General features: G+C 66.7%; 21 protein-coding genes and 2 tRNA genes. 17 read left to right on the forward strand and 6 right to left on the reverse strand.

Annotation, left to right across the window (positions count from 1 at the left end):
* Nucleotides 1-110 precede the first annotated feature (110 nt).
* Nucleotides 111-1,061 (reverse strand): hypothetical protein, encoded by a 951-nt coding sequence (locus tag GO308_RS06835; RefSeq protein ID WP_240884764.1) that lies wholly within the window; start codon nt 1,059-1,061, stop codon nt 111-113.
* 23 nt (nt 1,062-1,084) lie between these two features.
* Nucleotides 1,085-1,561, reverse strand: coding sequence for a host attachment family protein (locus GO308_RS06840; protein ID WP_066479731.1), 477 nt, complete (start codon nt 1,559-1,561; stop codon nt 1,085-1,087).
* Between the two features lie 102 nt (nt 1,562-1,663).
* Here GO308_RS06840 and serS point away from each other — a divergent pair, with 102 nt between their 5' ends.
* The 6 genes from serS to GO308_RS06870 all read left to right on the forward strand — a co-directional run bounded on the left by serS (nt 1,664) and on the right by GO308_RS06870 (nt 8,561).
* Entirely contained in the window at nt 1,664-3,121 is a 1,458-nt protein-coding gene (gene serS / locus GO308_RS06845) for a serine--tRNA ligase (protein WP_240884766.1), read from the forward strand.
* A complete protein-coding gene (gene surE, locus GO308_RS06850) occupies nt 3,121-3,891 on the forward strand; it encodes a 5'/3'-nucleotidase SurE (protein WP_066547401.1) in 771 nt (256 codons plus the stop codon). The genes serS and surE overlap by 1 nt, the downstream gene beginning before the upstream one ends.
* Before the next feature lie 8 nt (nt 3,892-3,899).
* Entirely contained in the window at nt 3,900-4,928 is a 1,029-nt protein-coding gene (locus GO308_RS06855; RefSeq protein WP_066674457.1) for a potassium channel family protein, read from the forward strand.
* Nucleotides 4,925-5,269: a DMT family protein gene (locus GO308_RS06860; RefSeq protein WP_197417078.1), complete on the forward strand. Its 345-nt coding sequence runs from the start codon at nt 4,925-4,927 to the stop codon at nt 5,267-5,269. Before GO308_RS06855 ends, GO308_RS06860 begins: the two co-directional genes overlap by 4 nt.
* A 524-nt stretch (nt 5,270-5,793) precedes the next feature.
* On the forward strand, nt 5,794-7,146 hold the full coding sequence (gene rimO / locus GO308_RS06865) for a 30S ribosomal protein S12 methylthiotransferase RimO (protein ID WP_240884768.1): 1,353 nt from the start codon (nt 5,794-5,796) through the stop codon (nt 7,144-7,146).
* A gap of 8 nt (nt 7,147-7,154) precedes the next feature.
* A complete protein-coding gene (locus GO308_RS06870; protein WP_240884770.1) occupies nt 7,155-8,561 on the forward strand; it encodes a leucyl aminopeptidase family protein in 1,407 nt (468 codons plus the stop codon).
* A gap of 281 nt (nt 8,562-8,842) precedes the next feature.
* On the opposite strand, the gene GO308_RS06875 is transcribed toward GO308_RS06870, so the two are convergent.
* Nucleotides 8,843-10,504 carry a M1 family metallopeptidase gene (locus GO308_RS06875; protein WP_240885208.1) on the reverse strand — a complete coding sequence of 554 codons (1,662 nt, stop codon included), beginning with the start codon at nt 10,502-10,504 and terminating at the stop codon, nt 8,843-8,845.
* 143 nt (nt 10,505-10,647) lie between these two features.
* Between GO308_RS06875 and lon the strand changes: the two genes are divergently transcribed.
* The 5 genes from lon (at nt 10,648) to GO308_RS06900 (ending at nt 18,372) form a co-directional block, all read left to right on the forward strand.
* Nucleotides 10,648-13,044 carry an endopeptidase La gene (lon, locus tag GO308_RS06880; RefSeq protein ID WP_240884772.1) on the forward strand — a complete coding sequence of 799 codons (2,397 nt, stop codon included), beginning with the start codon at nt 10,648-10,650 and terminating at the stop codon, nt 13,042-13,044.
* Between the two features lie 144 nt (nt 13,045-13,188).
* On the forward strand, nt 13,189-13,461 hold the full coding sequence (locus GO308_RS06885) for an HU family DNA-binding protein (protein WP_066479755.1): 273 nt from the start codon (nt 13,189-13,191) through the stop codon (nt 13,459-13,461).
* An 81-nt stretch (nt 13,462-13,542) separates the two neighbouring features.
* Nucleotides 13,543-13,617 (forward strand) — tRNA-Val (locus GO308_RS06890).
* Nucleotides 13,618-13,946: 329 nt separating this feature from the next.
* Entirely contained in the window at nt 13,947-15,548 is a 1,602-nt protein-coding gene (locus GO308_RS06895) for a hypothetical protein (RefSeq protein WP_240884774.1), read from the forward strand.
* Nucleotides 15,549-15,630: 82 nt separating this feature from the next.
* Complete coding sequence (locus GO308_RS06900; protein ID WP_240884776.1) at nt 15,631-18,372, forward strand: TonB-dependent receptor; 2,742 nt, start codon at nt 15,631-15,633, stop codon at nt 18,370-18,372.
* A 175-nt stretch (nt 18,373-18,547) separates the two neighbouring features.
* Here the strand turns inward: GO308_RS06900 and GO308_RS06905 are convergent, their stop codons facing one another.
* On the reverse strand, nt 18,548-19,009 hold the full coding sequence (locus GO308_RS06905; protein ID WP_240884778.1) for a hypothetical protein: 462 nt from the start codon (nt 19,007-19,009) through the stop codon (nt 18,548-18,550).
* A gap of 248 nt (nt 19,010-19,257) precedes the next feature.
* Nucleotides 19,258-19,857: a 2OG-Fe(II) oxygenase gene (locus GO308_RS06910; RefSeq protein ID WP_240885209.1), complete on the reverse strand. Its 600-nt coding sequence runs from the start codon at nt 19,855-19,857 to the stop codon at nt 19,258-19,260.
* 281 nt (nt 19,858-20,138) lie between these two features.
* Here GO308_RS06910 and GO308_RS06915 point away from each other — a divergent pair, with 281 nt between their 5' ends.
* From GO308_RS06915 to GO308_RS06935, 5 genes are all read left to right on the forward strand, one after another.
* A complete protein-coding gene (locus tag GO308_RS06915) occupies nt 20,139-21,443 on the forward strand; it encodes an ATPase, T2SS/T4P/T4SS family (protein ID WP_240884786.1) in 1,305 nt (434 codons plus the stop codon).
* A gap of 77 nt (nt 21,444-21,520) precedes the next feature.
* Nucleotides 21,521-21,597 (forward strand) — tRNA-His (locus GO308_RS06920).
* Nucleotides 21,598-21,628: 31 nt separating this feature from the next.
* Nucleotides 21,629-22,681, forward strand: coding sequence for a Glu/Leu/Phe/Val dehydrogenase dimerization domain-containing protein (locus GO308_RS06925; protein WP_240884788.1), 1,053 nt, complete (start codon nt 21,629-21,631; stop codon nt 22,679-22,681).
* 10 nt (nt 22,682-22,691) lie between these two features.
* Nucleotides 22,692-23,339, forward strand: a complete 648-nt coding sequence (locus GO308_RS06930; RefSeq protein ID WP_240884790.1) for a hypothetical protein — start codon at nt 22,692-22,694, stop codon at nt 23,337-23,339.
* A gap of 104 nt (nt 23,340-23,443) precedes the next feature.
* A complete protein-coding gene (locus tag GO308_RS06935) occupies nt 23,444-25,147 on the forward strand; it encodes an alpha-amylase family glycosyl hydrolase (RefSeq protein ID WP_240884796.1) in 1,704 nt (567 codons plus the stop codon).
* Nucleotides 25,148-25,157: 10 nt separating this feature from the next.
* Here the strand turns inward: GO308_RS06935 and ald are convergent, their stop codons facing one another.
* On the reverse strand, nt 25,158-26,270 hold the full coding sequence (gene ald / locus GO308_RS06940) for an alanine dehydrogenase (RefSeq protein WP_066479774.1): 1,113 nt from the start codon (nt 26,268-26,270) through the stop codon (nt 25,158-25,160).
* A 143-nt stretch (nt 26,271-26,413) separates the two neighbouring features.
* Between ald and GO308_RS06945 the strand changes: the two genes are divergently transcribed.
* Nucleotides 26,414-26,893 carry an Lrp/AsnC family transcriptional regulator gene (locus GO308_RS06945; RefSeq protein WP_240884798.1) on the forward strand — a complete coding sequence of 160 codons (480 nt, stop codon included), beginning with the start codon at nt 26,414-26,416 and terminating at the stop codon, nt 26,891-26,893.
* The last annotated feature ends 10 nt before the right edge of the window (nt 26,894-26,903 follow it).

Genomic DNA, 26,903 nt, shown 5'->3' on the forward strand with positions numbered 1-26,903 from the left:
GTCCATGTCGCCGAGTCCGCGCAGGGTGCCCGCATCTTCTCGTCCAAGGTCGCGGAGCGGCGGATCACGAAGCGCGCGATCACCAAGCGGCCGGTGCGCCCGGCGGTGCGCTACGCCAAGCGCAAGCCCGCGCCCCAGCCGCGACCCGCGCCGGCGCCGACCACCGTCGTCGTCACCACCCAGGGGACGCCGGTGCCGTTGCCGCGTGATTCGGCGCCGCTGATCACTGGCGGGGGCGGTATCGCCCCCGCGGTATTCGCGGGCGGCGGCGGCTTTGGCGGCGGCGGATTTTTCGCGGGCGGGTTCTTCGGCGGCGGCGGATCGGGCGGCGGCAGCGTCGTCGTGTCGTCCACCGGATCGACCAGCACCAGCAGCGGATCGACCTCCACCTCGACCGGCGGGTCGGGCGGCTCTTCGACCTCGACATCGTCGGGTGGATCGGGCGGGTCCTCGACCTCGACCGGCGGCTCCTCCACCTCGACCGGCGGTTCGTCAACGTCGACGGGCGGGTCCTCGACCTCGACCGGGGGATCCTCGACGTCCACGTCGACGGGCGGTTCGTCGACATCGAGCGGCGAGGTGTCGAGCACCTCGTCCACGGGCGGATCCTCCACCTCGACCTCCAGCGGCGAAGTGTCGTCGACGTCGAGCTCGAGCGGCGACGTGTCGTCGTCCACCTCGACATCGTCGGCCAGCAGCGCCAGCTCGGCGAGCAGCGCGAGCTCGAGCTCGGCCAGCTCGAGCGGTGACATGACCTCCTCTGCGTCCGGTTCGACGGGCTCGACCGGCTCGACCTCCAGCTCGGCGTCCGGCTCCACCTCCAGCGCAAGCTCAGCGTCGAGCTCGGGGTCAAGCTCGACATCGGGGTCGACCTCGACTTCCGGTTCCACCTCAAGCTCGACCTCGGCGTCGAGCTCGGGCTCCACGTCGACGAGCGGCAGCACCTCGACCAGCTCGACCTCGTCGGGCGTGCCGCCGACGCCGGTGCCCGCGCCGCCGATGCTGCTGCTGTTCGGTGCGGCCGCGGGCGGACTGGCGCTACGCCGCCGCCTGGGCCGCATGCTCGGCTGAGGACGGAAAGCCCCTAGGCGGCGATAAGCAGGCGCTCGATCTCGGGGATCGGGTGATCGGTCAGATCCTTGGCAAGCTCGCCCGCCAAACGCGCCTCGACCTCTTTGTGATAATGCTTGCGCATCTCGCCCAGCGTGCGCGGCGGGGCGACGATGATCAGTTGTTCATACTGGTTGGCGAGCGCCCCCATCCGCAGCGTCTCGGCGGCTTCGGCAGCGAAGCGGTCTTCGGCTTGCTGATGAAAGTCGGTCTCCTCCATCGAACTGCGGGGCCCATCCGCGCCCGACTGGCTGCCACCGGGTCCGCCACCGCCCAGCGATGAAAAGGTGCGCCCGGGCGCGTCGGTCTTCTGTTCGCTGTCCTTCGGATTGGGCTGCACCTGCTTGTCCTCGACCACGAGATTGGGGTGAACCGCATCCCCTTCGTTGCGCAACCACAGCATCTTGCGACCATCCGCCACCAGCACCAGCGCGTCATGAGCGATCTGCATCCTTTATCCTCCTTGCCTGTTCACTCGCCCTCGACCAACGTCCGGGGACCGCGACGGGTTGCGCCTTGCGTCGCTTCGTCGCGGTCGCCATAGCCTGCCGCCATGCACGACATCCGCCTGATCCGCGACGACCCCGACCGTTTCGACCAGATGCTCGCCCGACGCGGGCTGCCGCCGGTGGCTCAGGATTTGCGCAAGCTCGACGAGCGGCGGCGGGCACTGATCGCCGAGGCCCAGGTGGCGCAGGCGCGGCGCAACGAAGCGTCAAAGCTGATCGGCGCGGCAATGGCCAAGGGCGATCCGGCAACCGCCGAGGCGCTGAAGGCCGAAGTCGCCGCGCTCAAGGACCGCCTGCCCGCGATCGAGGCGGAGGAGAAGGACGTCGCCGCGCAGTTGAAGGCCGCGCTCGACATCATCCCCAACCTCCCCGCCGACGACGTGCCCGATGGCGCGGGCGAGGAAGACAATGTCGAGGTCGCCCGCTGGGGCACCCCGCGCAGTTTCGACTTCACGCCAAAAGAACACGCCGACCTCGCCCACGCGCTCGGCATGGATTTCGAAACCGGCGCGCGGCTGTCGGGTGCACGCTTCACCTTCCTGCGCGGCGACATGGCCCGCCTCCACCGCGCGCTCGGCCAGTTCATGCTCGACGTCCAGACGCGCGAGCATGGCTATGAGGAATGCAACCCGCCGGTGCTGGTCAAGGACGAGGCGATGTACGGCACGGATAAGCTGCCGAAGTTTAAGGAGGATAGCTTTGAGACTGCGATCCCAATTGATCGCGAAAGCATACAAATAGAGTTGGACGGTTGGCTCGCTCGCTTGAGAGAACGCGCACCGGCTAGCACGCGCGCTATTGAGCTTGATAGTGACGAGTTTCGCGAGAGCTATCAGAACCTTAAGGATCAAATCGCACAGGCAGATCGCGAAGTTCATCAGGCTAACCGCCGCTGGCTCATCCCCACCAGCGAAGTCTCCCTCACCGCCAGCGTCATCGGCGAGCTGCTCGACGAGAGCGCCCTGCCGCTGCGCCTCACCGCCCTCACTTTGTGCTTCCGCTCCGAAGCAGGCGCAGCCGGCCGCGACACGCGCGGCTTCATCCGCCAGCACCAGTTCGAGAAATGCGAGCTGGTCAGCATCGTCCGCCCGGAGGACTCGGAGGCCGAGCATCAGCGCATGACCCGCGCGGCGGAGACGATCCTGGAGCGGCTGAACCTGTCCTATCGCAAGCTGCTGCTGTGCACCGGCGACATGGGCTTCGGCGCGCGCAAGACCTATGACCTGGAGGTGTGGCTGCCCGGCCAGGGCGCGTGGCGTGAGATCAGTTCCTGCTCGAACACCGGCGACTTCCAGGCGCGGCGGATGAACACCCGCTATCGCGTCGCAGGCGAGCAGAAAAAGACCGAGTTCGTCCACACCCTCAACGGCTCCGGCCTTGCGGTCGGCCGCACGCTCGTCGCGGTGATCGAGAATTATCAGAATGCCGACGGCAGCGTCACCGTGCCTGACGCGTTGCTGCCCTATATGGGCGGCATCACCCGCCTGGAGCCGACCCCCTGATGCGCATCCTGGTCACCAACGACGACGGCTATCACGCCCCCGGCATCACGGTGCTCGAGGAAATCGCGCGCAAATTCTCCGACGATGTCTGGGTGGTCGCCCCGGCGGAGGAGCAATCGGGCGCGGGCCATTCGCTCACCCTCACCCGCCCGCTGCGCGTGCGCCGCTTCGGCGACCAGCGTTACGCGGTGATGGGCACGCCGACCGACGCGGTGATGATGGCGCTGGCGCGGATCATGAAGGATTGCCCGCCCGACCTGATCCTGTCCGGGGTCAATCGCGGCGCCAACCTGGCCGAGGACGTGACCTACTCCGGCACCGTCTCCGCCGCGATGGAGGGCGCGCTCGCCGGTGTCCGATCGATCGCGCTCAGCCAGGTCTATCGCCGAGAGGGCATGGGCGACGCCGTCCCGTTCGGCGCGGCCAAGGCATGGGGCGAACAAGTGATCCGCCCGCTGATCGACATGGACTGGGCACCCCGCACGCTGGTCAACATCAACTTCCCCGCGCTCGCGCCCGAAGAGGTGAAGGGCATCCGCGTCGCCAATCAGGGCCTGCGCGACTATGGCCGGCTCCAGATCGTCAGCAACCGCGACCCGCGCGGCTACGAGTATTTCTGGTTCGGGCTGGGGCCGATGATCGAGACCCCGGCGCATTCGACCGACCTTGAGGCGATCGCCGACGGCTATGTCGCGGTGACGCCGCTGCACCTCGACCTCACCCATCACGAATCGATGGCCGCGCTCGAAGCGCGCTACCGGCAGGACTGAGCGCCGGCATGAGCCAACCGGTCGGCCGCTATCACACGCTGAAGCGCCGGTCGGGGTTGCCGTTGTGGGTATCGATCGGCTGGCGCGTGGTCGCGGTGCTCGCGCTGCTCGGGCTGGCGATCGGGGTGCACTGGTTCGACCGCGCGGGGCTGCGCGACAATTACGATGGCGAGATCAGCTTTCTCGACGTCGTCTATTTCACCATGATCTCGATCACCACGACGGGCTATGGCGACATCGCGCCGGTGACCACGCAGGCGCGCATGTTCGACGCGCTGGTCGTCACCCCGATCCGGGTGTTCGTGGTCCTCCTGTTCATCGGCACCACTTATGATTTCGTGCTCAAGCGCAGCTGGGAGAAATGGCGTATGGCTTCGATCCAGCGCAAGCTGACCAACCACATCGTCGTCGCGGGCTTTGGCCGGACCGGATCGGAGGCGGTCGACGAGCTGATCGCGCGCGGCGAGGCGCCAGCGAGCATCGTCGTGGTCGACGGCGATCCCGAACGGCTGGCGCGCGCCGAGGCGTGCGGCTGCAACGTGATCCAGGGCGATGCGACGCGCGACGAGCTGCTGACCGACGTTCGCATCGCCGACGCGCGTACACTGATCGTCGCGGCGGGGCGCGACGACACCTCGATCCTCATCACGCTCACCGCCCGACACCTGGCGCCCGACCTGTCAATCAGCGTCATCGTAAAGGCGGAGGACAACGAATTTCCGGCGCGTGCCGCGGGGGCGAATACCGTCATCAATCCCGTCAGTTTCGCCGGACTGCTGCTCGCCAGTTCGTGCAGCGGCCAGCACATCGCCGATTACATGATGGACCTCGCCTCGATCGACGGGCGGGTCCAGCTCGCCGAGCGCCGGGTGCGGGATGAGGAGGTCGGCCAGCCGCTATCGGCGATCACCACCGGCCTGGGCGTCCGCCTCTATCGCGACGGCAAGCCGTTCAGCTTCGCCGAGCCCGAGGCAAAGGCGTTGGTGACGGGCGACGTGATCGTCGAAATCGTGCCGCGGCGGATGGCGTCGGCGTGATCGACGGCGCCCGCATCCTGCCGATCCTGCTGCTGATCGGCTCCAACATCTTCATGACCTTCGCCTGGTACGGGCACCTGAAGTTCAAGCACGCGTCGATCGTCGCGGTCATCCTGATCAGCTGGCTGATCGCGCTGCCCGAATATCTGCTGGCGGTGCCCGCCAACCGGATGGGCAGCGCGGTCTATTCGGCGGCCCAGCTGAAGGGGATGCAGGAGGTCATCACGCTCAGCATCTTCGCGATCTTCTCGGTCGCCTATCTGGGCCAGAAGATCACGGTGAACCACCTGATCGGCTTCGCGCTGATCGCGGCGGGGGCGTTCTTCCTGTTCCGGGGGTGAGCCCGGACTTTCCCGTCATCCCGGCCCCGTGCCGGGGTCCACTGTGCCGCAAAGCGCCGTTGCGCGCCATTTGGAGCCGAGCCAATGCGCGGGGCAAGCGGCGCGCGTCGAGGATGGACCCGTGCGGGTTGCGCGGTGGACCCCGGCACAAGGCCGGGGTGACGAGGAAAGAGTGTCCGGGTTTTCCGAATGTGCATTTGATCGAGGAATGGGGTGCATTTTCTCTCGTCACCCCGGCCTTGAGCCGGGGTCCCACTGCCTGATCCGGCGCAAGAAGCATCGGGACCCCGGGTCGAGCCCGGGGTGACGCGAAGTAAGGGGCTAGAATTTGCAACGATGCCTATTCCCGGTCAGCTTCTCAGGGTGAGCGGGTTGGGGTCCGGAAGCCGTAACAGGGGTTCACCCGGCATGAGCGACTTCCCGGCGACCTGCTGGCCCCGACACCTGCCCGGACGGGCGACCGGTTGCCGACCATCCCCCCCGACTCGCTTTTTCCGCCAAAGCGCCTATGTGCGCGGCCAATCATGGCAACCATTCTTCCCGAACCGCCCCGCGTGGGCATGGTGTCGCTCGGCTGTCCCAAGAACCTGGTCGACAGCGAGCGGATCCTGACCAAGCTGCGTGCGGAGGGCTATGGCCTGTCCGCCGACTATGCCGGCGCGGACGTGGTGCTGGTCAACACCTGCGGCTTCCTGGACAGCGCCAAGGAAGAGAGCCTGGAAGCGATCGGCGAGGCGCTGGCGGAGAACGGCCGCGTTATCGTCACCGGCTGCATGGGCGAGGAAGCCGAGCGCATCCGCACGCGCTTCCCCAACGTCCTCGCCGTCACCGGCGCGCATCAATATGAGCAGGTGGTCGATGCGGTCCACGCCGCAGCACCCCACACACCGTCGCCCTATCTCGACCTGGTGCCCGAAGCCGGCCTCAAGCTGACGCCGCGCCACTACAGCTATCTGAAGATTTCGGAGGGCTGCAACCATCGCTGCAGCTTCTGCATCATCCCGTCGCTGCGCGGCGACCTGGTCAGCCGCCGCCCCGACGCGATCCTGCGCGAGGCGGAGAAACTGGTCGCCGCGGGAACGCGCGAGCTGCTGGTCATCAGCCAGGACACCTCGGCCTATGGCGTCGATATCCGCAAGGAACCGCGGATGTGGCAGGGGCGCGAAGTCGTGCCGCACATGACCGACCTCGCCCGCGAACTCGGCCGGCTCGGCACGCCGGAGCAGCCGGTGTGGGTGCGGCTGCACTATGTCTACCCCTACCCCCATGTCGATCAGGTCATCCCGCTGATGGCCGAGGGGCTGGTGCTCCCCTATCTCGACATCCCGTTCCAACATGCCGCGCCGGACGTGCTGCGCCGGATGCGGCGGCCCGCCAACGAGGCGAAGGTGCTGGAGCGGCTGCGCAACTGGCGCGCGATCTGTCCCGATATCGCGATCCGTTCGTCCTTCGTCGTCGGCTTTCCGGGCGAGACCGAAGCCGATTTCCAGTATCTGCTCGAGTGGCTGGAGGAAGCGCAGCTCGACCGGGTCGGCGCGTTCCGCTTCGAACCCGTCGCGGGTGCCGCCGCCAACGCGCTGCCCGATCCGGTGCCGGAGGAGGTCAAGGAAGACCGCTACGCCAGATTGATGGCGCTGACCGCGCGCATTTCGGCTGAGAAGCTCCAGGCCAAGGTCGGCCGCACCGTCGCTGTCATCATCGATGCGGTAGATGCGGAGAGCGGCGGCGCGACCGGCCGCTCGACCGCCGACGCGCCGGAGATCGATGGTGAGGTTCATCTGCGCGACGCAGGACACCTCAACGAGGGCGACATCGTGCGGGTGGAAATCGAGGATGCCGACGATCACGACTTGTTCGGTGTTCCGATCGCGACCTAGATAGCGGGATGAACCGCGACCTCACCTCCCTGATCCAGCCCGATCGCGGGCAGGACGCGCGCGACATCCACCTGATCGATCCGAAGGGCTATGACGCCTGGTTCGCCGCGCAGCCGCCGCGGCATCGCGCCGCGATCGCGGCGCAGCGGTTGACGCCGACCGGCTATGCCAACGCGATCCTGCCCGGCGACGGGCCGGAGCAATGGTCGGTGGTGAGCGTGGTCGCCAATGTCGACAACCTGTCACCCTGGTGCCTGGCGAAGCTGGCGGAGACGCTGCCCGAGGGCATTTATCGGCTGGCGGGGCGCGACCCCGGCCCGGCGCTGCTCGGCTGGCTGCTGGGCCAATATCGTTTCGACCGCTATCGCCGCGACGACAAGGCGGCGGGGCCGCGCGTGCTGCTGACTGGCGATCCGGCGCGGGTCGATGAAGCCGTCAGGATCGCGCGTGCGACCTTCAAGGTGCGCGATCTGGTCAACACCCCCGCCTCCGACATGGGGCCGGCCGACCTGGAGGCCGAGGCGCAGGCGTTAGGCAAGGCGCATGGCGGAAGCATCACCGTGACCAAGGGGCCGGACCTGGAACGCGGCTATCCGATGATCCACACGGTCGGCCGCGCCGCCGCAAGGGGCCGCGAGCCACGGCTGATCGAACTGGAATGGGGCAACCCCGCTCACCCCCGCATCGCGATCGTCGGCAAGGGCGTGTGCTTCGATTCGGGCGGGCTGGACATCAAGCCGTCTGCGGCGATGCGGCTGATGAAGAAGGACATGGGCGGCGCAGCGCACGCGCTGGCGCTCGCCGAGCTGGTCATGGCATCGCGGCTGCCCGTGCGGCTGCACCTGCTCGTCGCGGCGGTCGAGAATTCGGTGTCGGGCGACTCTTTCCGCCCCGGCGACGTGCTGGCGACGCGCAAGGGCCTGACGGTCGAGAATACCAATACCGATGCGGAGGGGCGGCTGATCCTGGGCGACGCGCTGACCCGCGCGGTCGAAGGCGCGCCCGAGCTGATCCTTGATTTCGCCACGCTGACCGGCGCGGCGCGGGTGGCGTTGGGGCCGGACCTGCCGGCGATGTTCGCCAATGACGATGCGCTGGCCGACGCCTTGCTCGACGCGGGCAAGACGGTGTCCGATCCGATGTGGCGGCTGCCGCTATGGGACGGCTATGACGAGATGCTGAAGTCCGACATCGCCGACCTGGTCAACGCCGCCGACGGGCCGTTCGCGGGATCGATCACCGCCGCGCTGTTCCTGCGCCGCTTCGTGCCGGCGGAGATCGCGTGGGCGCATTTCGACACGTTTTCGTGGCGACCGGCGGCCAAGCCGGGGCGAGCCAAGGGGGGCGATGCTCAGGGTCTGCGTGCGAGCTGGGCGATGCTGAAGGGGCGTTACGGAGCCGAGAGGCGGCCCTGATCAACTTTTCTCGCGAGCACGCATCAAATTCGTCACCCCGGCCTCGTGCCGGGGTCCACCGTGAAGCAGGCCACAGCGGTCGATTAATCGCTCTGTGGCTTTCAGCCAGCGCGGAATCCGCGCGAGACGCGCCAGGGGGCCCAGTGGACCCCGGCACAGGGCCGGGGTGACAGCAGAAAGACCGGTTACTCGGGGGCAACGTGCGCGCTGCGTCAGCATTGGAGCATTGCAAGGTTCGACCTGCGTTTCCGTGCTCAACCCAGCCAAGCAATGGACTTTCCCTAACTCCCCCGCGCCCGCTGGGCCTGCAGCCGCTCCACCGCGTCGGAGTGGCGCAGGATGCGGGACATCGGGTCGATGACGATGTGCGCTTTTGCGGGCAGCGCGATCTGGCCGCGCCCTTCGGCCATGGCCACCGTCTGCACCCGGCCGTCCACCGCCACTTCGACCGGCATCGGGAAGGGCTTGCCGCCCGGTGCCTGCCACGTCAGCGTCAGGCCCGTTTCGTCGCGCTGCTCGATCAGGCGCGGTAGCGCGGCTTCGCGCAGATAGACGTCGAAGAACCAGCCGAGATCACGCCCGCTCACCTGATTGACGATGCGCTGGAACTCGGCGGTCGAGCCATAGCGCGGCTGGAAATTGCCCGGCCGGGGATCGGGCCGGCCATAGACGAGTCGCCGCGTCGCCTCAAAAAACGCCTCGTCGCCGATCAGGCCGCGCAGCGTGTGGAGCATCCACGACGCCTTGTAATAGATGTCGGAGCCCGGCCCCTTGACGCGATCATAGACCTGCTCTGCCGCCTGGGGCTTGCCCGAGACGATCGGGAACTGGTTGGCGATCTGTTCGCGCTGCGTCAGCATCATCGCCAGATACCGCCCCTCGCCCTCGCGCCAGCGGCCGTAAAGCGGCTGCATATAGCTCGCAAACCCCTCATGGAGCCAGAAGTCGTCCCAATTGGCGGCGGTCAGCTGGTTGGCGAACCACTCATGCGCGAATTCATGGTGGAACAGCCAGTCGAAGCCCTCGGCGGCCTTGCGATAATTGTTGCCATAGGCGTTGATCGTCTGATGCTCCATGCCGAGGTGCGGCGTCTCGACCACGCCGACCTTTTCGTCGGCGAAGGGATAGGGCCCGATCACGGCCTCGAAAAAATCGAGCGTCGGCGCGAATTCGGCGAACAGCTCGCGCGCCTGCACCTCACGACCGGGCAGGTGCCAGAACGACATTGGCACGGCATTGCCGAACCGGCTCTGATAGTCGCCGGCGATCTGCACATAGGGGCCGATATTGAGCGCGATCCCGTAGTTCGTCGGATGCGCGGCGCGCCAGTGCCATGTCGAACGCCCGTCGGGCAGGCGGTCGACCCCCAGCAGCCGACCGTTGGACGGCGCGGCCAGCCCCGCCGGTACGGTCAGGTGCAGCGTGACCGCCCGGGCCTCCTGATCGGGCTGGTCGATGCACGGCCAGAACAGATCGCACCCCTCGCCCTGCACCGCGGTCGCGATCCACGGCTTGCCGTCGGCGGTGTGCGACCAGACGAAGCCGCCGTCCCACGGCGCGCGCCTGGCGACATGCGGCACGCCGCCATAATCGATGCGCGCGACGATTTCCGCGCCCGCCGGCTGCATCGCCGGGAGCTGGATGCGCAGCCGCCCGTCCGGATTGGCCCATCGGCCCGCAGCCAGCGCGACGTCGCCGATCCGCACGCCGCGCACCGGCAGGTTGCGATCGAGATCGAGCACGAGCACCTGCACGGGGGCGCGCGCCGTGAAGCGCAACGTCGCAACCGCGGCGATCGCCTGGCGCTCCGGCAGCACCTCGATCGCAAGATCGGCCGTGTCGAAACGGAGCTTTGCCTGATCGGGATCGGTCGGACCGCCAGAGAGGGCCGTCTGCGGGGTGAGCTCGCCATCCTTGCCCGGCGCGGCGGCGGTCAGCAGCATGGCGATCGCCGCCGCGAAATGGCGACCGGCAACGGCGAAACGACCTGCCATTTGACCCTCCATCGGTGTGGATGATTGATGCGCGGGACAGGCTGTCCCATATAAAGCGATCAGACGCCCGCGTTCGGCGTTCCGGAGTTCATATGAAGAAATCTTACCCCGTCCTTCCGCTGCGCGACATCGTCGTGTTTCCGCACATGATTGTGCCGCTGTTCGTGGGTCGCGACAAGTCGGTCGCCGCGCTTGAAGCGGCCATGGCGGACGACAAGGAGATTTTTCTCGTCGCGCAGCTTGACCCGGCCGAAGATGATCCGGGTCGCGACGACCTGTACGACACCGGCGTTTCGGCCGAGGTGCTCCAGCTGCTGAAGCTGCCCGACGGCACGGTCCGCGTGCTGGTTGCCGGGCGCGAACGCGGCACGCTCGACCAGGTCCGCGGCGAGGGTGATTTCCTGGTCGCCGATGTCAGCCCCGTCGCCGATGTCGAGGCGGACGGTGCCGAGGTCCAGGCGCTGATGCGATCGGTCGTCGACCAGTTCGAGAATTATGCCAAGCTCAACCGCAAGCTGCCGTCGGAAACCGCGGTTCAGGTGGCCGAGCTCGACGATGCGTCGCGGCTCGCCGATGCGGTGGCCGCCAATATCGCGGTCAAGGTCGCCGACAAGCAGGCGCTGCTGGTCGAGCGCGATCCGCGCAAGCGGCTGGAAATGGTGTTCGCCTTCATGGAGGGCGAGTTGGGCGTGCTGCAGGTGGAGAAGAAGATCCGCAGCCGTGTGAAGCGGCAGATGGAGAAGACGCAGCGCGAATATTATCTGAACGAGCAGCTGAAGGCGATCCAGCGCGAGCTCGGCAACGAGGGCGACGAGGGTGACGGCGACGAGATCGCCGAGCTGACGCAGAAGATCGCGACGCTCAAGCTGAGCAAGGAAGCGCGGACCAAGGCGCAGGCCGAGCTGAAGAAGCTGAAGACGATGGCACCGATGAGCGCGGAGGCGACCGTGGTGCGCAACTATCTCGACGTGCTGCTTGGCCTGCCCTGGGGCAAGAAGTCGAAGCTCAAGCGCGACATCGCCGCCGCCCAGGCGATCCTGGACGAGGACCATTACGCGCTGGAAAAGGTCAAGGACCGGATCGTCGAATATCTCGCCGTTCAGGCGCGCACCAACAAGCTGAAGGGCCCGATCCTGTGCCTGGTCGGCCCGCCGGGCGTCGGCAAGACCTCGCTCGGCAAGTCGATCGCCAAGGCGACCGGGCGCGAGTTCATCCGCCAGTCGCTGGGCGGCGTGCGCGACGAGGCCGAGATCCGCGGCCACCGCCGTACTTATATTGGCTCGCTGCCGGGCAAGATCGTCACCAACCTGCGCAAGGCGGGGACGAGCAACCCCCTGTTCCTGCTCGACGAGATCGACAAGCTCGGCCAGGATTTCCGCGGCGACCCCGCGTCTGCGCTGCTCGAGGTGCTCGATCCCGAACAGAACAACAAGTTCAACGACCATTATCTCGAGATCGACGTCGACCTCTCCGACATCATGTTCGTGACGACGGCGAACACGTTGAACCTGCCCCAGCCGCTGCTCGACCGGATGGAGATCATCCGGCTGGAAGGCTATACCGAGGACGAGAAGGTCGAGATCGCCGAGCGCCACCTGATCGCCAAGCAGATCGAGGCGCATGGCCTGAAGGACGGCGAGTTCACGCTGACCAATGAAGGGCTGCGCGACCTGATCCGCTACTATACCCGCGAAGCCGGGGTCCGCACGCTGGAACGCGAGATCGCGAAGCTGGCGCGCAAAGCGCTGCGCCGCATCCTGGAGGGCAAGGCGGCGCACGTGACGATCACGCCCGAAAATCTCCACGAATTCGCCGGCGTGCGCAAATACCGCTTCGGCATCGGCGAGGAAGAGCATCAGATCGGCGCGGTGACGGGGCTTGCCTGGACCGAGGTCGGCGGCGAGCTGCTGACCATCGAAAGCGTGACCGTCCCCGGCAAGGGCGCGATCAAGACGACCGGCAAGCTGGGCGACGTTATGAAGGAAAGCGTCGAGGCGGCGTTCAGCTTCGTGCGCGCCCGTTCGCCTTCATATGGGATCAAGCCGAGCGTGTTCGCGCGCAAGGACATCCACGTCCACCTGCCCGAGGGCGCAGTGCCCAAGGACGGGCCGTCAGCGGGCATCGGCCTGGTCACGTCGATCGTGTCGACGCTGACCGGCGTGGCGGTGCGGCGCGACGTGGCGATGACCGGCGAGGTGACGCTGCGCGGCCGCGTGCTGCCGATCGGGGGGCTGAAGGAGAAGCTGCTCGCGGCGCTGCGCGGCGGGATCACCACCGTGCTGATCCCGCAGGAAAACGAGAAGGACCTGGCCGAGATTCCCGCGAATATCCGCGAGGGACTCGAGATCGTTCCGGTCGCGCATGTCGACGAGGTGCTGCGCCTGGCGCTGGTCGAACCGCTCGCCCCGATCGACTGGAGCGATGCGGACGATCTGGCGGCGCAGCCGATCTTGCCGGTAACCGGTCAGAACGAGCCCATTCATCACTAAAAGCCCATGAGATCCGGTCGTTTGGCCGGAAAATCGACGCTTTTGCTTTGACAGCGCGATTTTCCACCGTCTTACTGAGACTCCGGCGCGAGCCGCCGCGTGAGTCTTTACAACGACAACCGGGTAAACAGGGGTTCTACAGCGATGAACAAGCAGGAGCTGATTGGGCAGGTCGCCGATCATTCGGGTCTGGCCAAGGGGGATGCAAGCAAGGCCGTCGAAGCCGTGTTCGATGCGATCACCGGCGCGCTCAAAAAGGGCGACGACGTGCGACTGGTCGGGTTCGGCACCTTTTCGGTCAGCAAGCGCAAGGCATCGACCGGGCGCAACCCCCGCACCGGCGAGGAAATGACGATCAAGGCGTCCAACCAGCCGAAGTTCAAGGCGGGCAAGGGACTGAAGGATTCGGTCAACTAATTCTCGCTGCGGCGGGGCTGGACAGCTGGGCGGCGCTTGATTACACGCGCGGCTCCGTCGGGAGGCCTTGGCCGCGCGATCGGGCGCGTAGCTCAGTGGTAGAGCACTGTGTTCACACCGCAGGGGTCGCTGGTTCAATCCCAGCCGCGCCCACCACCCGAAAGGCCCGCCGGCTCGCATGAGCGGCGGGCTTTTTCATTTCCAGGCACGGTCGTCCCGACACCACAGGGCGTGCGCGGTCCCGATCGACCCAAAACGCGACATCCAGCCTGAGAACCCCGCACGATTTCGCCGAACCGTCATGCGGGCGAAACACTTGTCACCGTTTTGAAACGTTTAAGTCTTCGTTCTGACCACAAAATCCCATCTCCCGGTCACAGGGCGCGCCTAGCGCGGGGCCAGAGGGCGACAGGGGGAACTCCGAGTCGATCACGGCGAACAACGCCTACCCTCAGGAATTCGAAACGATCGGAACGGAGATTTTCATGGCCGACTACAAGCGTCTCAGCCTCATCCTGCTCACCGGCGTGGCTGGCGCCGCGCTTTCCGCCTGCGACGGCGCGACCAGCGTCGCCTCGCCCGGCGAAGGCACGATCGTCGTCCCGGCGCCGGCACCCGCGCCCACGCCGTCGCCGACCCCCTCGCCCACCCCGACCCCGACCGCGGGGCCTGCGGCCGACTGCCCCAGCGGCACCACCGACGTGGGCGTGATCGGCAATTTCCGCTCGTGCCGCCTGCCGTCGCTCATCACCACCCTCACCCTGCCGCGCCGCGCGGGCACGGCCTATGAAATCAACGGCCGCGTCGACGTCGGCGTGGATCGTGGCGGCGCGGGCACGGCGGGCCAGGCGGGCTCGCTGACCATCGAGCCGGGCGTGGTGATCTACGCGAACACCACCAATGCGGCGAACGACTTCCTGATCGTCAACCGCGGCTCGACGATCATCGCCGACGGCACCGCGGCGCGCCCGATCATCTTCACCGCGCAGCAGAACCTGACCGGCGCGGTCACCGACAGCGACCAGGGCCTGTGGGGCGGCGTCATCATCGCCGGTCGCGCGCCGGTTTCCAACTGCAACCTCTCGACCGTCACCGGCGGCGCGGTCGATTGCGAGAACGTGGTCGAAGGCACCGGCAACGCGCTCTACGGCGGCGCAACCCCGGGCGACAATTCGGGCGTGCTGCGCTATGTCCAGATCCGCTATTCGGGCACCGTCATCAGCCCGAACAACGAGCTTCAGGGCCTGACCACCGGCGGCGTCGGCAGCGGCACGACCATCGAGTTCCTCCAGGTCCACAACAGCTCGGACGACGGCGTCGAGATCTTCGGCGGCACGCACAACGGCCGCAACTGGGTGATCACCGGCGCCGACGACGACGGCCTGGATACCGATGTGGGCTGGCGCGGCTTCCTGCAGTTCATGCTGGTCATCCAGCGGCCGAACAACACGCAGTCCGACAACTACGTGATGGAAATCGACTCGAACAACAATGAAGACGCGCTGCCGCGTCAGTTCGGTCGGATCGCGAACTTCACCTTCGTCCACACCAGCACGGGCACGAACGCCGGCCTGCGCCTGCGTGGCGGCGCCGACTTCACCTTCGTCAACGGCATTCTGGCGAGCCCCCAGCCCTGCCTGAACATCGTCGCCGGTGCGGTCGTGAACGGCGAAGCCACCACCATCCGCGCCGCCAATTCGGCGCTGCAGGATGTCGGTCCGCCGACCTTCAACTCGGTCTATTTCGCCTGCGGTGCCGCCTTCTCGGCGGAAACGACCCAGGGCGGCGTGACGGTGACCAATGCCCAGCAGCTGGCGGTCGTCAATGCCGGCACCAACAACGTGACCAACGGCACCGCGGCGGGCGCGGTCGCCAACGTCTACCTGCCCGGCACGGCGGCGCTGGCGGTGACACCGTTCGCGGCAGCGTCGCTCAATCCGGCGGGATCGTCGTTCCTGGTGAACACGACCTATGTCGGCGCGATCAGCGGGCCGGCGGACACCTGGTACCAGGGTTGGACGTGCAACTCGAACCGCGCCAACTTCGGCGCGACGAGCGGGAACTGCACCACCGTTCCCAGCACCTGAGCCACGGACGTCACGGGAGCGGGGCAGCGCGACGCTGCCTCGCTCCCTCGTGCTTTCCAGACCCCTGATCCGGATATCAAAGATGAAAAAGCAACTCGCATTCGGAACGCTGCTGCTCCTGTCCTCGCACCTGGTGGCGCCCACCGCGCTGGCGCAGGACGCGGCCGCCGGTGACGCCCAGTCGACGCCGCCCGCGGGCCAGACCGTTGACCCGGGCCAGACCGCCGAGCCGGATCAGGTCGAGGAAGAGGTCGAGATTTCCGCGCCCGGCGCGTCGGACTCGAGCGAGGACATCGTCGTCGTCGGCCGCAACATCCCCAATGTGATCCGCGCGACGCCGCAGGTGATCTCGGTCCTGTCGACCGCCGACATCGAACGCACGGGTGAAGGCGACATCGCCGGCGCGCTCCAGCGCGTCACCGGCCTCAGCGTCGTCGGCAACGGTTTCGTCTATGTCCGCGGCTTGGGCGATCGCTATTCCTCCTCGCTGCTCAACGGTTCCCCGCTTCCCAGCCCCGAACCGCTGCGCCGCGTCGTGCCGCTCGACATCTTCCCGACCAATCTCGTCGCCTCGGCGCTGGTCCAGAAAAGCGCGTCGGCCAATTATCCCGGCGAATTCGGCGGCGGCGTGATCAATCTGACCACCCGTGCGGTGCCCAAGGAAAGTTTCCTCGACTTCGGCGGCAGCGTCGGGTTCGACACCGTCACGTCGAGCGAACTCGGCTATGTCTATGACGGCGGTTCGGCCGATGTCTTCGGCTATGACGACGGCGAGCGCAGCGTGCCGGGCTTCATCAACGAAGCCGGTCGCAACATCACCTCGATCAACTCGTTCTCGCAGCTGGCCACGCTGTCGAACGCGCCGACCACGCTGTTGCAGGAACAGGCACAGCTTCCGGCCAACTGGTCGGGCGAGGTCAGCGCGGGCACGTCGTTCGACGTCGGCGCGACGCGGATCGGCCTGATCGCGGCGGGCGGCATCTCCAACGGCTGGCGGACGCGTGACGCAATCCAGCAGACCACCGACGACGGCACCGGCGCGGGCATCAACCGCGATTTCCGTACGGTCCTGACCGACAACCGCATCATCGTAAACGGCCTGATCGGGATTGGCGCCGAGTTCGGCGAACAGCGCGTGCGTCTCACCAACCTCTACGTCCACGACACACTCAAGCAGGGCCGGCTCGGTGCGGGCACCGGCTCGAACATCGGCGGCTTCATCGACGGCAACGCGCCGTTCATCGAACAGAATACCAACTGGTTCGAGCGCCAGCTGTTCACGACACAGTTTGTCGGCGAGTTCGAGATCGGCCAGCTCAACATCGACGTGCGCGGCGCCTATGCGAACACCAAGCGCGAGTCACCCTATGAGCGCGCCTTCCGCTATGAATACAGCCCGGTCGTCGGCGATTACGTCAACAATCTGGGCGGCAGCAGCAACCAGAGCGCGACGGTCTCGTTCAACGACCTGAACGAGGACCTGTGGTCGGGTGCGGTCGATTTCAGCTACGAGCTCAATTTCGACCGGCCGATCACCGTGTCGGCGGGTTATGCCTATCAGGACTCCGACCGCAGCTCGAGCCGTTACGAATTCCGTTATCGCGCACGCGGCGGTGCCCTGGGCCTCGCCTTCTCGCAGCTGCGCCCGGACTTTCTGCTCTCGGACTTCAACATTCTGAACGGCTGCGACCGCGCCGCGCTCAACCTCGCCGCCGACGAAAGCTGCATCTTCCTGGAGAACCAGTCGACCCAGCTCGGTGCCGCGGCCTATGACGCGTCGCTGCGCATCCATGGCGTCTACGCCCAGCTCGAGGGCGAGATCGTCGATGGCATGCGCATCACCGCCGGCGTGCGTTACGAGGACGCGATCGAGGAAGTGCTGCCGTCCGGCGGCAATGTCCCCGCAACGCTGATCGCGAACGACTATTGGCTGCCGTCGGCGACGCTGACGTGGAATTTCGCATCCGACATGCAGCTGCGGCTGCACACGTCGGTGACCGTCGCGCGTCCGCAGTTCCGCGAACTGGCGCGCCAGATCTACCAGGATTATGAATCGGATCGCCAGTTTCTCGGCAACCCGTTCCTGATCGATTCGCAGCTGTGGAATTCGGAGGCGCGGTTCGAGTGGTTCTTCGCGCGCGAACAGCGGCTGACCGTCGCCGGTTTCTACAAGCGCATCCAGAACCCGATCGAACAGGTCTCGTTCTTCCCGGCGGGTACCGACGCGATCCAGACCGGTTTCTCGAACGCGCCGGCGGCGCAGCTTTACGGCGGCGAAATCGAAGCTGTGAAATACGTGCCGCTCGACACGCTGGGTGACTTTTTCGCCAGCCGCCGCCTGCTGCTGCTGGCCAACTATACCTACACCCAGTCGGAACTGATCATCGGAAACCAGGGTGTTCCCGACCCGCTGAACAATCTGCTGCGACCCGCCAACCTGCTGTTCCAGGACGGCGCGCCACTGACCGGTCAGTCGGACCATCTGGTCAACCTTCAGCTCGGCATCGAGGACACCAAGAGCCTGTCGCAGCTGACCGTGCTGTTCAACTATGCGAGCGAGCGCGTCACCAACCGCGGGCCGACCTCGGCTTCGGGCGGCGTCCGCCTGCCCGACCTGACCGAGCGGCCGGGCATCCGCCTCGACGTTGTCGCGCGCCAGGGCATCCGCTTCGGCGAGCGCGAATTCGAGCTCAAGTTCGAGGGCCGCAACCTGACCGGCACGCGCTATCAGGAGTTCCAGGACTTCGGAAACGGCGTCCGGATCGACAACAACACCTATGATCTGGGCCGCATCTTCACGGTGGGCCTGACCGCCAAGCTGTGATCGCCGGCTAAAGGGCCGATTGGTTTCCCCCCGCTGGGCCCGAACTTCGGTTCGGGCCCGTCTTTTTTCGACAAGGTACTCGCCTTGGAGGTCGACGTTGGCGTCGACACGACGATATCAGCTTGGATCAGTGACAGAGGAAGATAGCTCAACAGAAGCCGGAGCTAGAGAAGGATTAACGGCTTGGCCGACGCCTTGCAATCGCCTTCGCCTTCCGGCGCTCGTGCCGGTTTTGCCTCAATTGTCCCGGTTTTTTCTGCTGGACTGGCGGTAGCAACTGCTTCTTGGGCGGAGGTAGTGTATGCTGCGCTTGAAATGCTGCACTTGACTTCTGAAGTTCATTTAAAATCATCCGCTCGACTTGTGTTTGCACCTCTACGCTTGCTCGAAGCTTTTCCGCCGTTCTATCCGCTTCCCAACCAGCTGTAATTTGAAGATAAATCGTCAGGATTGTCAATATCAACGAGAGCGCAGTTCCATTGTTGTTTGTCCATTTCCAAACAGCGGCTAGCGCGTTGCCCAATTCGGCGATTTGGGCCTCAGCCTCCGCATCGGTGGCATGACCGGCGGCAACCGACTCCGCGATGTCGCGGAATGTGGCAATGTCATCCCGTGACATCTCACGGAATGCAGTCATCATAGTCCCTACGAAGTCGTAGACGCCCGATTGGAACTCTGCCCGGCGACCGCATCGCGGACAGTCCTCGCTACCGCCTCGAATGGTAGTGTTTACCGAATTCATAATTCGTATTGACCGTGCGATGCCTCTATAGCCGCAGGTCCTACAATGAACAGGAATCGACATTCCCTACCCCAGATTATTTGGGGGATGATCACTCAGATAATCCGTCTTCGCAATCTTTAGAGTCGCCATTTCTTAACCGGTCACCCGATCCAGGCGCGTTCCCGGAACCACTTCGTCAGGACATATTTCGTCCCTGCACGCACCTTCATGCCGTGGTGGATCGTCGCCGGATTGGGCGTGCCATCGGGACGGTTGTTGTTCCACGCAAGCAGCTTGCCGCGTTCGGGCTGAATCGTCTTGTCGATCGCCTTGAACCGCGTCGCGCCGCCCGCTTCGGGCACGTTGAGATACAGCATGACCGTCCAGGTGCGGTTGCCCGACCGGCCGCAGAACCGCTCGAAATCGACACCCTGGGGCGAGAAATAATCGGTGTGCGGCTTGAACTCCTGGCCGACCGCATAACGCTGCCCCTGCAGCGGTTCGCCATGGGCGGGATCGATGCCGCAAAAGCGGTTGATACGTGCCTCCACCTCCTGGGCCAGCGGATCTGCAGCGTCGAAATCACAGGTTTCGCTGGTCCGGAAATAGGCATCGCCGTTGGGATCGGCGATCGTCGACGGCCGTCGATCGCGATCGATCCGGCCGACCAACGCGTCGCAAAGCGCCGCATCGAGGAAATCGCGACAGATGAACAGCGTGACTTTGGGGCTCGGCACGCGCTGCACGCGCGGCTGCGTCATGATCTGTGCGATGATCGGTTTGCCGGGGTGGCCTGAACCCAGCCGGGTGATTGAAAGGTCGCGCGTCGCCATGCCGTTTATCATGCCCAAACCGGCATCGCCGCACCAGTCGTGGCGGCCGATCCGCGGCGCCGTCCCGCACCGATCCTTTGAAAGAATAATGTCACATCTTGTTCGTAATTGCGGGTTGGAAGCGTCGGCGCATCCGCCGGCACTTTGCGTCCGCGGACCCGCAACAGCGGGCGGGACGGCAGCGCCGGGGGCTTTGAACGGTGGGCGATATGGAGCGGCGACCGGAAGACGTGGCGGCCGAACCGCATCGATTGGCAGCATCGTCGGAAGGATGGGCCCTGCCGGTTGCCTCGATCGAACAGGTGACCGGGGCGCTTCAGGACCGCCGTGCGCGCCAGCAGCCCATTCGTTTCACCTTGGCCGAAGGTGCATCGGCCGACGATGTCGCGGGCTGGCTGTTCGACGCGATGGTCGATGATGCACGCAGTCAGGGCGCGCCCGGGCTCGATCTAGAGCCCTATTGCGGCGCATATACCGTACGTGCGCGCATCGATGGGCGGCAGCAGACGCTCAGCATTCTGAGCGCACCCATCAGCGCCGCGGTTCGCGCGATCCTCGCGCCCTCGGCCGATCTGGGCGAGCGGACGGTCGCCCGCACGATCGGGGATGCGCGCGAGTTCATGTCGGTCAGCGCGCTCGATTGTGCCGAGGGACGCCGGATCCACATCGAGTTCAAGGCCGCCGCCACCGCGCCGCGCATGATCGCACTGGGCGGGGCGTCGCACGGGACGCGCCAGCGCCTGTCGCGACTGCTCGACCGGGCTGAGGGCGTCATCCTGGTTGGGGGTCTGCCCGGTTCGGGCCGGCATTCGACGATAACGGCGATGCTGCAGCATATGGCGTCGCGCGGGCGCAGTGTCCTGGCGCTCGGCGACCGGCCGTCCGCGCCGGTCGCGGGCCTGGGCCATGTCCCCGTCACCGAACCCGGTGCTTCGGGCATTGCCGAGATGCTTCGTGCAGCCGCGCGGCATCAGCCAGACGCGATCGCTTTCGACGGCATCGCCGATCGCGCACTGATGGAACTTGCGCTCCAGAGCGCCCAGCCCCAACCGATGATGATCGCGCGCACCGATGCGGCCGACGCGATCGGCGCGATCCTGCAGCTTCGCGCGCTCCGGATCGATCCGTTTCTGATCGCCGGATCGTTGCGTGCGGTGATGGCGCAGCGGCTGGTCCGCCGGCTTTGCCCGGAATGCCGCTTCCCGGTCCAGGCGGCACCGTCGGTTTCGGCACTGCTCGGCTTCGATCCCGGCGCGATCGTATATCAGGGCGCGGGCTGTGACGCTTGTGGAGGAACCGGGTTCCAGGGCTTCATCGCCGCGTTCGAGCTGGTCGAGGTCGATCATGCGATCCGCCGCCTGATCGCCGATGGCGGCGACGAATCCATTCTGGCCCGCCACGCCTTCTTGAAGACGCCGAACCTCGGCTCGGCGGCGCGTGCACTGGTCCGCGAGGGCGCGACGAGTGCGGAGGAAGCGGTGCGGCTGTCGCGCGGGACGCCAATCGCCGCCTAGCCGCGACTTGGGGGTTGGGCGCGCGACTGATATGCTTGACGCCGCCCGGCCCTGCCCGCTAAGCGCGCGGCTTCGCGGCGACCGTAGCTCAATTGGTTAGAGCGCTGGTTTGTGGTACCAGAGGTTGCGGGTTCAATCCCCGTCGGTCGCCCCATTCCTCCTTCCCCAATACCGGGAAATCAGCCGTGCCGACCGACTGGGGTTTCGACGACTTCGACGACCATGAGGGCGTCCACCTGTTCACCGACCGTGACACCGGGCTGCGCGCGGTGATCGCCATTCATTCGACGGCGCTGGGTCCGGCAGCGGGCGGCGTGCGCTACTGGCATTATGCGCACAGCGACGCTGCGATCACCGACGCGCTGCGCCTGTCGCGCGGCATGAGCTTCAAGAATGCGATGGCGGGCCTGCCGATGGGCGGGGGCAAAGGCGTCATCCTGGCTCCGTCGCCGGGCGCGGCGAAGGCCGACGGACTGCTCGCAGCGTTCGGGCGCGCGATCGACTCGCTGGGCGGGCGCTATGTGACGGCCGAGGATGTCGGCATGTCCGAAGCCGACATGATCGCGATCGCAACCACGACGCGTCATGTCTCCGGCCTTCCCGCCAGCGCCGGCAGCGCGGGCGGCGATCCGGGCCCCTACACGTCGCGCGGCGTGTATCTGGGGGTCCGCGCCGCCGCCGCACGCGCACTCGGCACCGATGACATGCGCGGCGTTCGCGTCGCGATCCAGGGGGTGGGCAGCGTCGGCGGCGGGCTCGCGCGGCTGCTCGCGGCCGACGGCGCCGTCCTGACCCTCGCCGACGTCAACCGGTCGCGCGCGCAGGCGCTTGCGGATGAGCTGGGGGCGGCGATCGCCGATCCCGATGCGGTGCTGACCCTGGACACCGACATCGTAAGCCCGAACGCCTTGGGCGCGATCCTGACCGAGGCGACGATCGCCGCGCTGCGGTGCAAGGCGGTGGCGGGCGGCGCGAACAACCAGCTTGCGACGCCCCAGGACGGGGCGCGGCTGCACGCGCGCGGAATCCTGTATGCACCCGATTACGTCATCAACGCTGGCGGCATCATCAACGTCGCGCTCGAATATCTGGGCCAGGGCGACCGGGCCGAGGTCGAGGCCCGCGTCGCGCGCATCCCGGAACGGTTGGTCCAGGTGTGGGACGAGAGCGCACGGACCGGCCAGCCCGAAGCCGATGTTGCCGACGCGATCGCGCGCCGCCTGATCGGGCGGGGCTGACCGCGCGGCGATGCTCGTCGGCTGGCTGATCCTGGCGGGACTGGCAGCAGCGGCGGGCGCGGCTCTGTGGGCACTGGGGTTCAGCCGGACGCTGGCGTCGCTCGCCGGCGCGGCGATGATGCTGGCGGCTGCGGGCTATGCGCTGCAGGGGCGGCCCGCCCTGCCCGGCAGCCCCACCGGCGCGCGCGCAGCGCGCGGCCAGGTCGATCCCGATACCGTGTCGATGCGCCTGAAGCTGTTCGGACGCTTCGGCAGCACCGCGCAGTTTTTCGTCGCCGCTGATGCGCTGACCCGGGTCGGGTCGCCCGGTTCGGCGGTCCGGCTGCTGATCGGCGCGCTGCAGGGCGATCCGCGCAACGTGGCGCTGTGGAGCGGCCTTGGTCTCGCCTATCTCGACCATGACCGCGACATCCTGTCGCCGCCCGCGCAATTCGCGTTCGAACAGGCGATCCGCGTCGACCCATCGGCACCGGGCGGCTATTATTTCTATGGCGTCGGCCGGGCGCGGACGGGTGATTTCGACCGTGCCCGCAGCTTGTGGCGCGCCGCGCTGGAACGGACCGCGCCCGGCAGCAACGCGCGCGCCGCGATTGCCGAACGGCTCGCGATGCTCGACGATTTCGCCGCAATGCAGGCGCTCGCCCCCGCCCGCCCCTGAACCACCGCCGGCGATCACATACGAATACATCGCGTCGTGCGCCGTTGCGCCGCTACGCTGGACGCACAGCCCGGAAGATACCGGTGCGCCAGCAGGAGAGGACGATGACGGCACGCGGATTTGGACGATTTGGCGTTGCGCTGGCGCCGATGGTTGCAACGTTGCTCGCATCCTGCGCGGCGCTGCCGCCGACCCGGCCGGCGACGGCAGCCGATGCGACCGCGCCGGTCGACCCCTTCTGGCGCAATGCGACCGTCTATTTCCTGATGACCGATCGTTTCATGAACGGCGATCGCGGCAACGACGCCGCCATTCCCGCGGTCGGCAAGCCCGACCTGCTGCGCGGGTTTGAAGGCGGCGACATTGCCGGGGTCACGCAGCGGATTGAGGCAGGCTATTTCGACGCGCTGGGCGTCGACGCGATCTGGACCACTCCGCTGATCGAAAACGTCCATGGCGCGGTGATCGAGGGCGAATGGGGCTACAGCTATCCCTTTCACGGCTATTGGCCGCGCGACTGGAGCAAGGTCGATCCGCGGCTGGGCAGCGAGGCGGACCTCGCCCGCATGATCGACGCCGCGCATCGCCACGGCATCCGCATCATCGCCGACGTCATCATCAATCATGCCGGCGCGGTGACCGACCGCGGCGACCCGCGCTGGCCGGAAGACTGGGTCCGCCGCGGCCCGGCCTGCGATTACAAGAACTTCGCGGGCAACGTGCCGTGCGAATTGTCGTTCACGCTCCAGGACATCCGTACCGAATCCGAAACGCCGGTCGCGTTGCCCGACTTCATGGTCGAACGCTGGCGGGCGGAGGGCCGGTACGAGCGCGAGATGGCCGAGCTCGATCGCTTCTTCGCGCGCACCGGCTATCCGCGCGCGCCCAAATACTACATCGTCAAATGGCTGACCGACTGGGTTCGCGATTATGGCGTCGACGGCTTTCGCGTCGATACCGCCAAGCACACCGACCCCGAAATCTGGGGTGTCCTGAAGCGTGAGGCGGAGATCGCGCTCGCCGAATGGCGCGCGCGCAACCCCGACCGGATCGCCGGCGACAAGCCCTTCTATATGGTCGGCGAGGTGTTCAATTTCGGCCTCGACGGCTTCGGCCAGGCGCGCGAACGCCGCTATGACTATGGCGACCGCCAGGTCGATTTCTATCAGCACGGCTTCGACGCGCTGATCAACATGGGCTTCCCGACGCATGCCGCGCTGCCGATGCCCGAACAGCACCGCATTTTCGACGCCGACCTGAACGGCGGCAATTTCGCGGGGCGCGGCGTGCTCAACTATCTCGCGTCGCACGACGACATGAACCCGTTCGATCCGACACGGGCGACTGCGCGCGACGACGCGACGCGGCTGATGCTGAGCCCGGGCGGCGCGCAGATCTACTATGGCGACGAGATCGGGCGCTCGCTGGTCGTGCCGGGCACGCGCGGCGACGCGACGCTGCGCTCGAACTTCGACTGGTCGGCGGTGGAGCGCAACGCCGCGCTTCTCGATCACTGGCGGCGGCTCGGGCGCTTTCGCAAGGCGCATCCGGCGCTCGGTGCGGGCAAGCACCGTGAACTGTCGCGCGCGCCCTATACCTTCGCGCGCGTGCTGGAGGGTTCGCGCGGCAGCGACCGCATCGTCGTCGCGGCGGGCGTCACACCCGGCGCGAACAGCATCGTGGTCGACGACGTGTTCGCTCCGGGCACAAGGGTCCGCGACGCCTATAGCGGCGAGGAGTCGACCGTGCGCGGCGACCGCGTGGCATTGACGAAGAGCGCGGACGTCATCCTGCTCGAAATGCTCTGACGCGGGCCGCTCAGCGCGCGCCCGGCCAGGCCTCGAACGGCAGGTCAAGCGCCTCGGCGACCGCCGGGTGGCGGATCTTGCCCCCCGACACGTTGAGCCCGTTGGCCAGGTGGCGGTCCGCCTGCATCGCCGCCTCGGCACCATGGTCGGCGAGCCGGATGACAAAGGGCAGCGTCGCGTTGTTGAGCGCAAACGCGCTGGTACGCGCCACCGCACCCGGCATGTTGGCCACGCAATAATGAATGACGCCCTCCTCGACATAAACCGGGTCGTCGTGGGTCGTCGCGCGCGAGGTTTCGAAACAGCCCCCCTGATCGATCGCGATATCGACGAGCACCGAACCGCGCTTCATGGTCTTGAGCATCTCGCGCGTGACCAGCTTGGGCGCGGCGGCGCCGGGGACCAGCACCGCGCCGATCACCAGATGCGCGCTGCGCACCGCCGCCGCGATCGCCGCCTTGCTCGCATAGGCGGTCTTGATCGTGCTGCCGAAATGCATGTCGAGTTCGGCGAGGCGGTCGTTGTTGATGTCGTAGATGGTCACGTCGGCGCGCTGTCCGGTCGCCATCTGCGCCGCGTTGATGCCCGACACGCCGCCACCCAGGATCGCGACCTTGGCCGGCGCGACGCCGGGCACGCCGCCCAGCAGCACCCCGCGCCCGCCCTGTTCCTTTTCCAGATAATGCGCACCGACCTGAATCGACATCCGCCCCGCCACCTCGCTCATCGGCTTGAGCAGGGGCAGCGACCGGCTGTCGGACGTCACCGTTTCATATGCGATGCAGGTCGCCCCGGCGGCCATCAGCCCCTCGGCCTGCGGCTTGTCGGCGGCCAGGTGGAGATAGGTGAACAGCGTGTGCCGCGATTCGAGCAGCGCGATTTCGGACGGCTGCGGCTCCTTGACCTTCACGATCATGTCCGCGCCCGCGAACACCGACGCCGCATCCGGCAGGATGGTCGCGCCGGCGGCGACGTAATCGGCATCCTCGAAATCGATCCCCATTCCCGCCTTTGTCTCGACGACGACCTGATGTCCGCGCGAAACCAGTTCGGCCACCGAAGGCGGGGTCAGGCCGACGCGATATTCGTGGTTCTTGATTTCCTTGGGCACGCCGATGCGCATGGTCACTCTCCTCGTCGCTGGCCTCGTCGCCGGTCGCGCGTGTCATAGCGCGAGCGTGCGGCGGATGTCTTTGCAAAGGCAGCGGTGGCAGCACCACGCTTTTGCATGAACCCTGCGCCAATCCGCGCTAGGATGCACAAGTCATGCAGACCGATCGAATCGACCTCGCCATCCTCAACCATCTGTCCGCGCATGCACGGACTTCGGTCAGCGAGCTCGCCGCGCGAGTCGGGCTGTCGCAATCGGCGTGCACGCGGCGGATCCAGGCGCTGGAGGCAGCCGGGTTGCTTCGCGGCTATGGTGCGCGGATCGATCATCGCGCCCTGGGGTTCAAGGTCATCGCGCTGGTCGACATCAAGCTCGGCACACAGGTCGAGGAGGATCTGGCGCAGTTTGAACGCGCGATCGGCGCGATCGACGGGATCGTCGAATGCGCGCTGGTTTCCGGATCGCAGGATTACCGGCTGAAGGTACTGTGTCGCGACCTCGACGATTATGAGCGGCTGCATCGCGAACATCTCGGCCGCCTGCCCGGCGTCCACACGATCAGCTCCAGCTTCGTGCTCCGCGCGGTACCGACCCGGTCGGAGGCCGATGCACTGTTCGGCGAACGGTGCCCCTGAGTCGGCCTGT

This window comes from Sphingomonas sp. SFZ2018-12, assembly GCF_022496715.1.
Classification (GTDB): Bacteria; Pseudomonadota; Alphaproteobacteria; order Sphingomonadales; family Sphingomonadaceae; genus Sphingomonas.

Excerpts from the sequence above, each read along its gene's own strand:
- GO308_RS06915 (WP_240884786.1), top strand. The coding sequence starts at position 20,139 with ATGGAGCGGCGACCGGAAGACGTGGCGGCCGAACCGCATCGATTGGCA.
- surE (WP_066547401.1), top strand. The coding sequence starts at position 3,121 with ATGCGCATCCTGGTCACCAACGACGACGGCTATCACGCCCCCGGCATC.
- GO308_RS06835 (WP_240884764.1), bottom strand. The coding sequence starts at position 1,061 with ATGCGGCCCAGGCGGCGGCGTAGCGCCAGTCCGCCCGCGGCCGCACCG.
- GO308_RS06895 (WP_240884774.1), top strand. The coding sequence starts at position 13,947 with ATGGCCGACTACAAGCGTCTCAGCCTCATCCTGCTCACCGGCGTGGCT.
- GO308_RS06900 (WP_240884776.1), top strand. The coding sequence starts at position 15,631 with ATGAAAAAGCAACTCGCATTCGGAACGCTGCTGCTCCTGTCCTCGCAC.
- GO308_RS06910 (WP_240885209.1), bottom strand. The coding sequence starts at position 19,857 with ATGACGCAGCCGCGCGTGCAGCGCGTGCCGAGCCCCAAAGTCACGCTG.
- lon (WP_240884772.1), top strand. The coding sequence starts at position 10,648 with ATGAAGAAATCTTACCCCGTCCTTCCGCTGCGCGACATCGTCGTGTTT.
- rimO (WP_240884768.1), top strand. The coding sequence starts at position 5,794 with ATGGCAACCATTCTTCCCGAACCGCCCCGCGTGGGCATGGTGTCGCTC.
- GO308_RS06905 (WP_240884778.1), bottom strand. The coding sequence starts at position 19,009 with ATGACTGCATTCCGTGAGATGTCACGGGATGACATTGCCACATTCCGC.
- GO308_RS06855 (WP_066674457.1), top strand. The coding sequence starts at position 3,900 with ATGAGCCAACCGGTCGGCCGCTATCACACGCTGAAGCGCCGGTCGGGG.
- GO308_RS06870 (WP_240884770.1), top strand. The coding sequence starts at position 7,155 with ATGAACCGCGACCTCACCTCCCTGATCCAGCCCGATCGCGGGCAGGAC.
- GO308_RS06885 (WP_066479755.1), top strand. The coding sequence starts at position 13,189 with ATGAACAAGCAGGAGCTGATTGGGCAGGTCGCCGATCATTCGGGTCTG.
- GO308_RS06875 (WP_240885208.1), bottom strand. The coding sequence starts at position 10,504 with ATGCTGCTGACCGCCGCCGCGCCGGGCAAGGATGGCGAGCTCACCCCG.
- GO308_RS06935 (WP_240884796.1), top strand. The coding sequence starts at position 23,444 with ATGACGGCACGCGGATTTGGACGATTTGGCGTTGCGCTGGCGCCGATG.
- serS (WP_240884766.1), top strand. The coding sequence starts at position 1,664 with ATGCACGACATCCGCCTGATCCGCGACGACCCCGACCGTTTCGACCAG.
- GO308_RS06945 (WP_240884798.1), top strand. The coding sequence starts at position 26,414 with ATGCAGACCGATCGAATCGACCTCGCCATCCTCAACCATCTGTCCGCG.
- GO308_RS06930 (WP_240884790.1), top strand. The coding sequence starts at position 22,692 with ATGCTCGTCGGCTGGCTGATCCTGGCGGGACTGGCAGCAGCGGCGGGC.
- GO308_RS06840 (WP_066479731.1), bottom strand. The coding sequence starts at position 1,561 with ATGCAGATCGCTCATGACGCGCTGGTGCTGGTGGCGGATGGTCGCAAG.
- ald (WP_066479774.1), bottom strand. The coding sequence starts at position 26,270 with ATGCGCATCGGCGTGCCCAAGGAAATCAAGAACCACGAATATCGCGTC.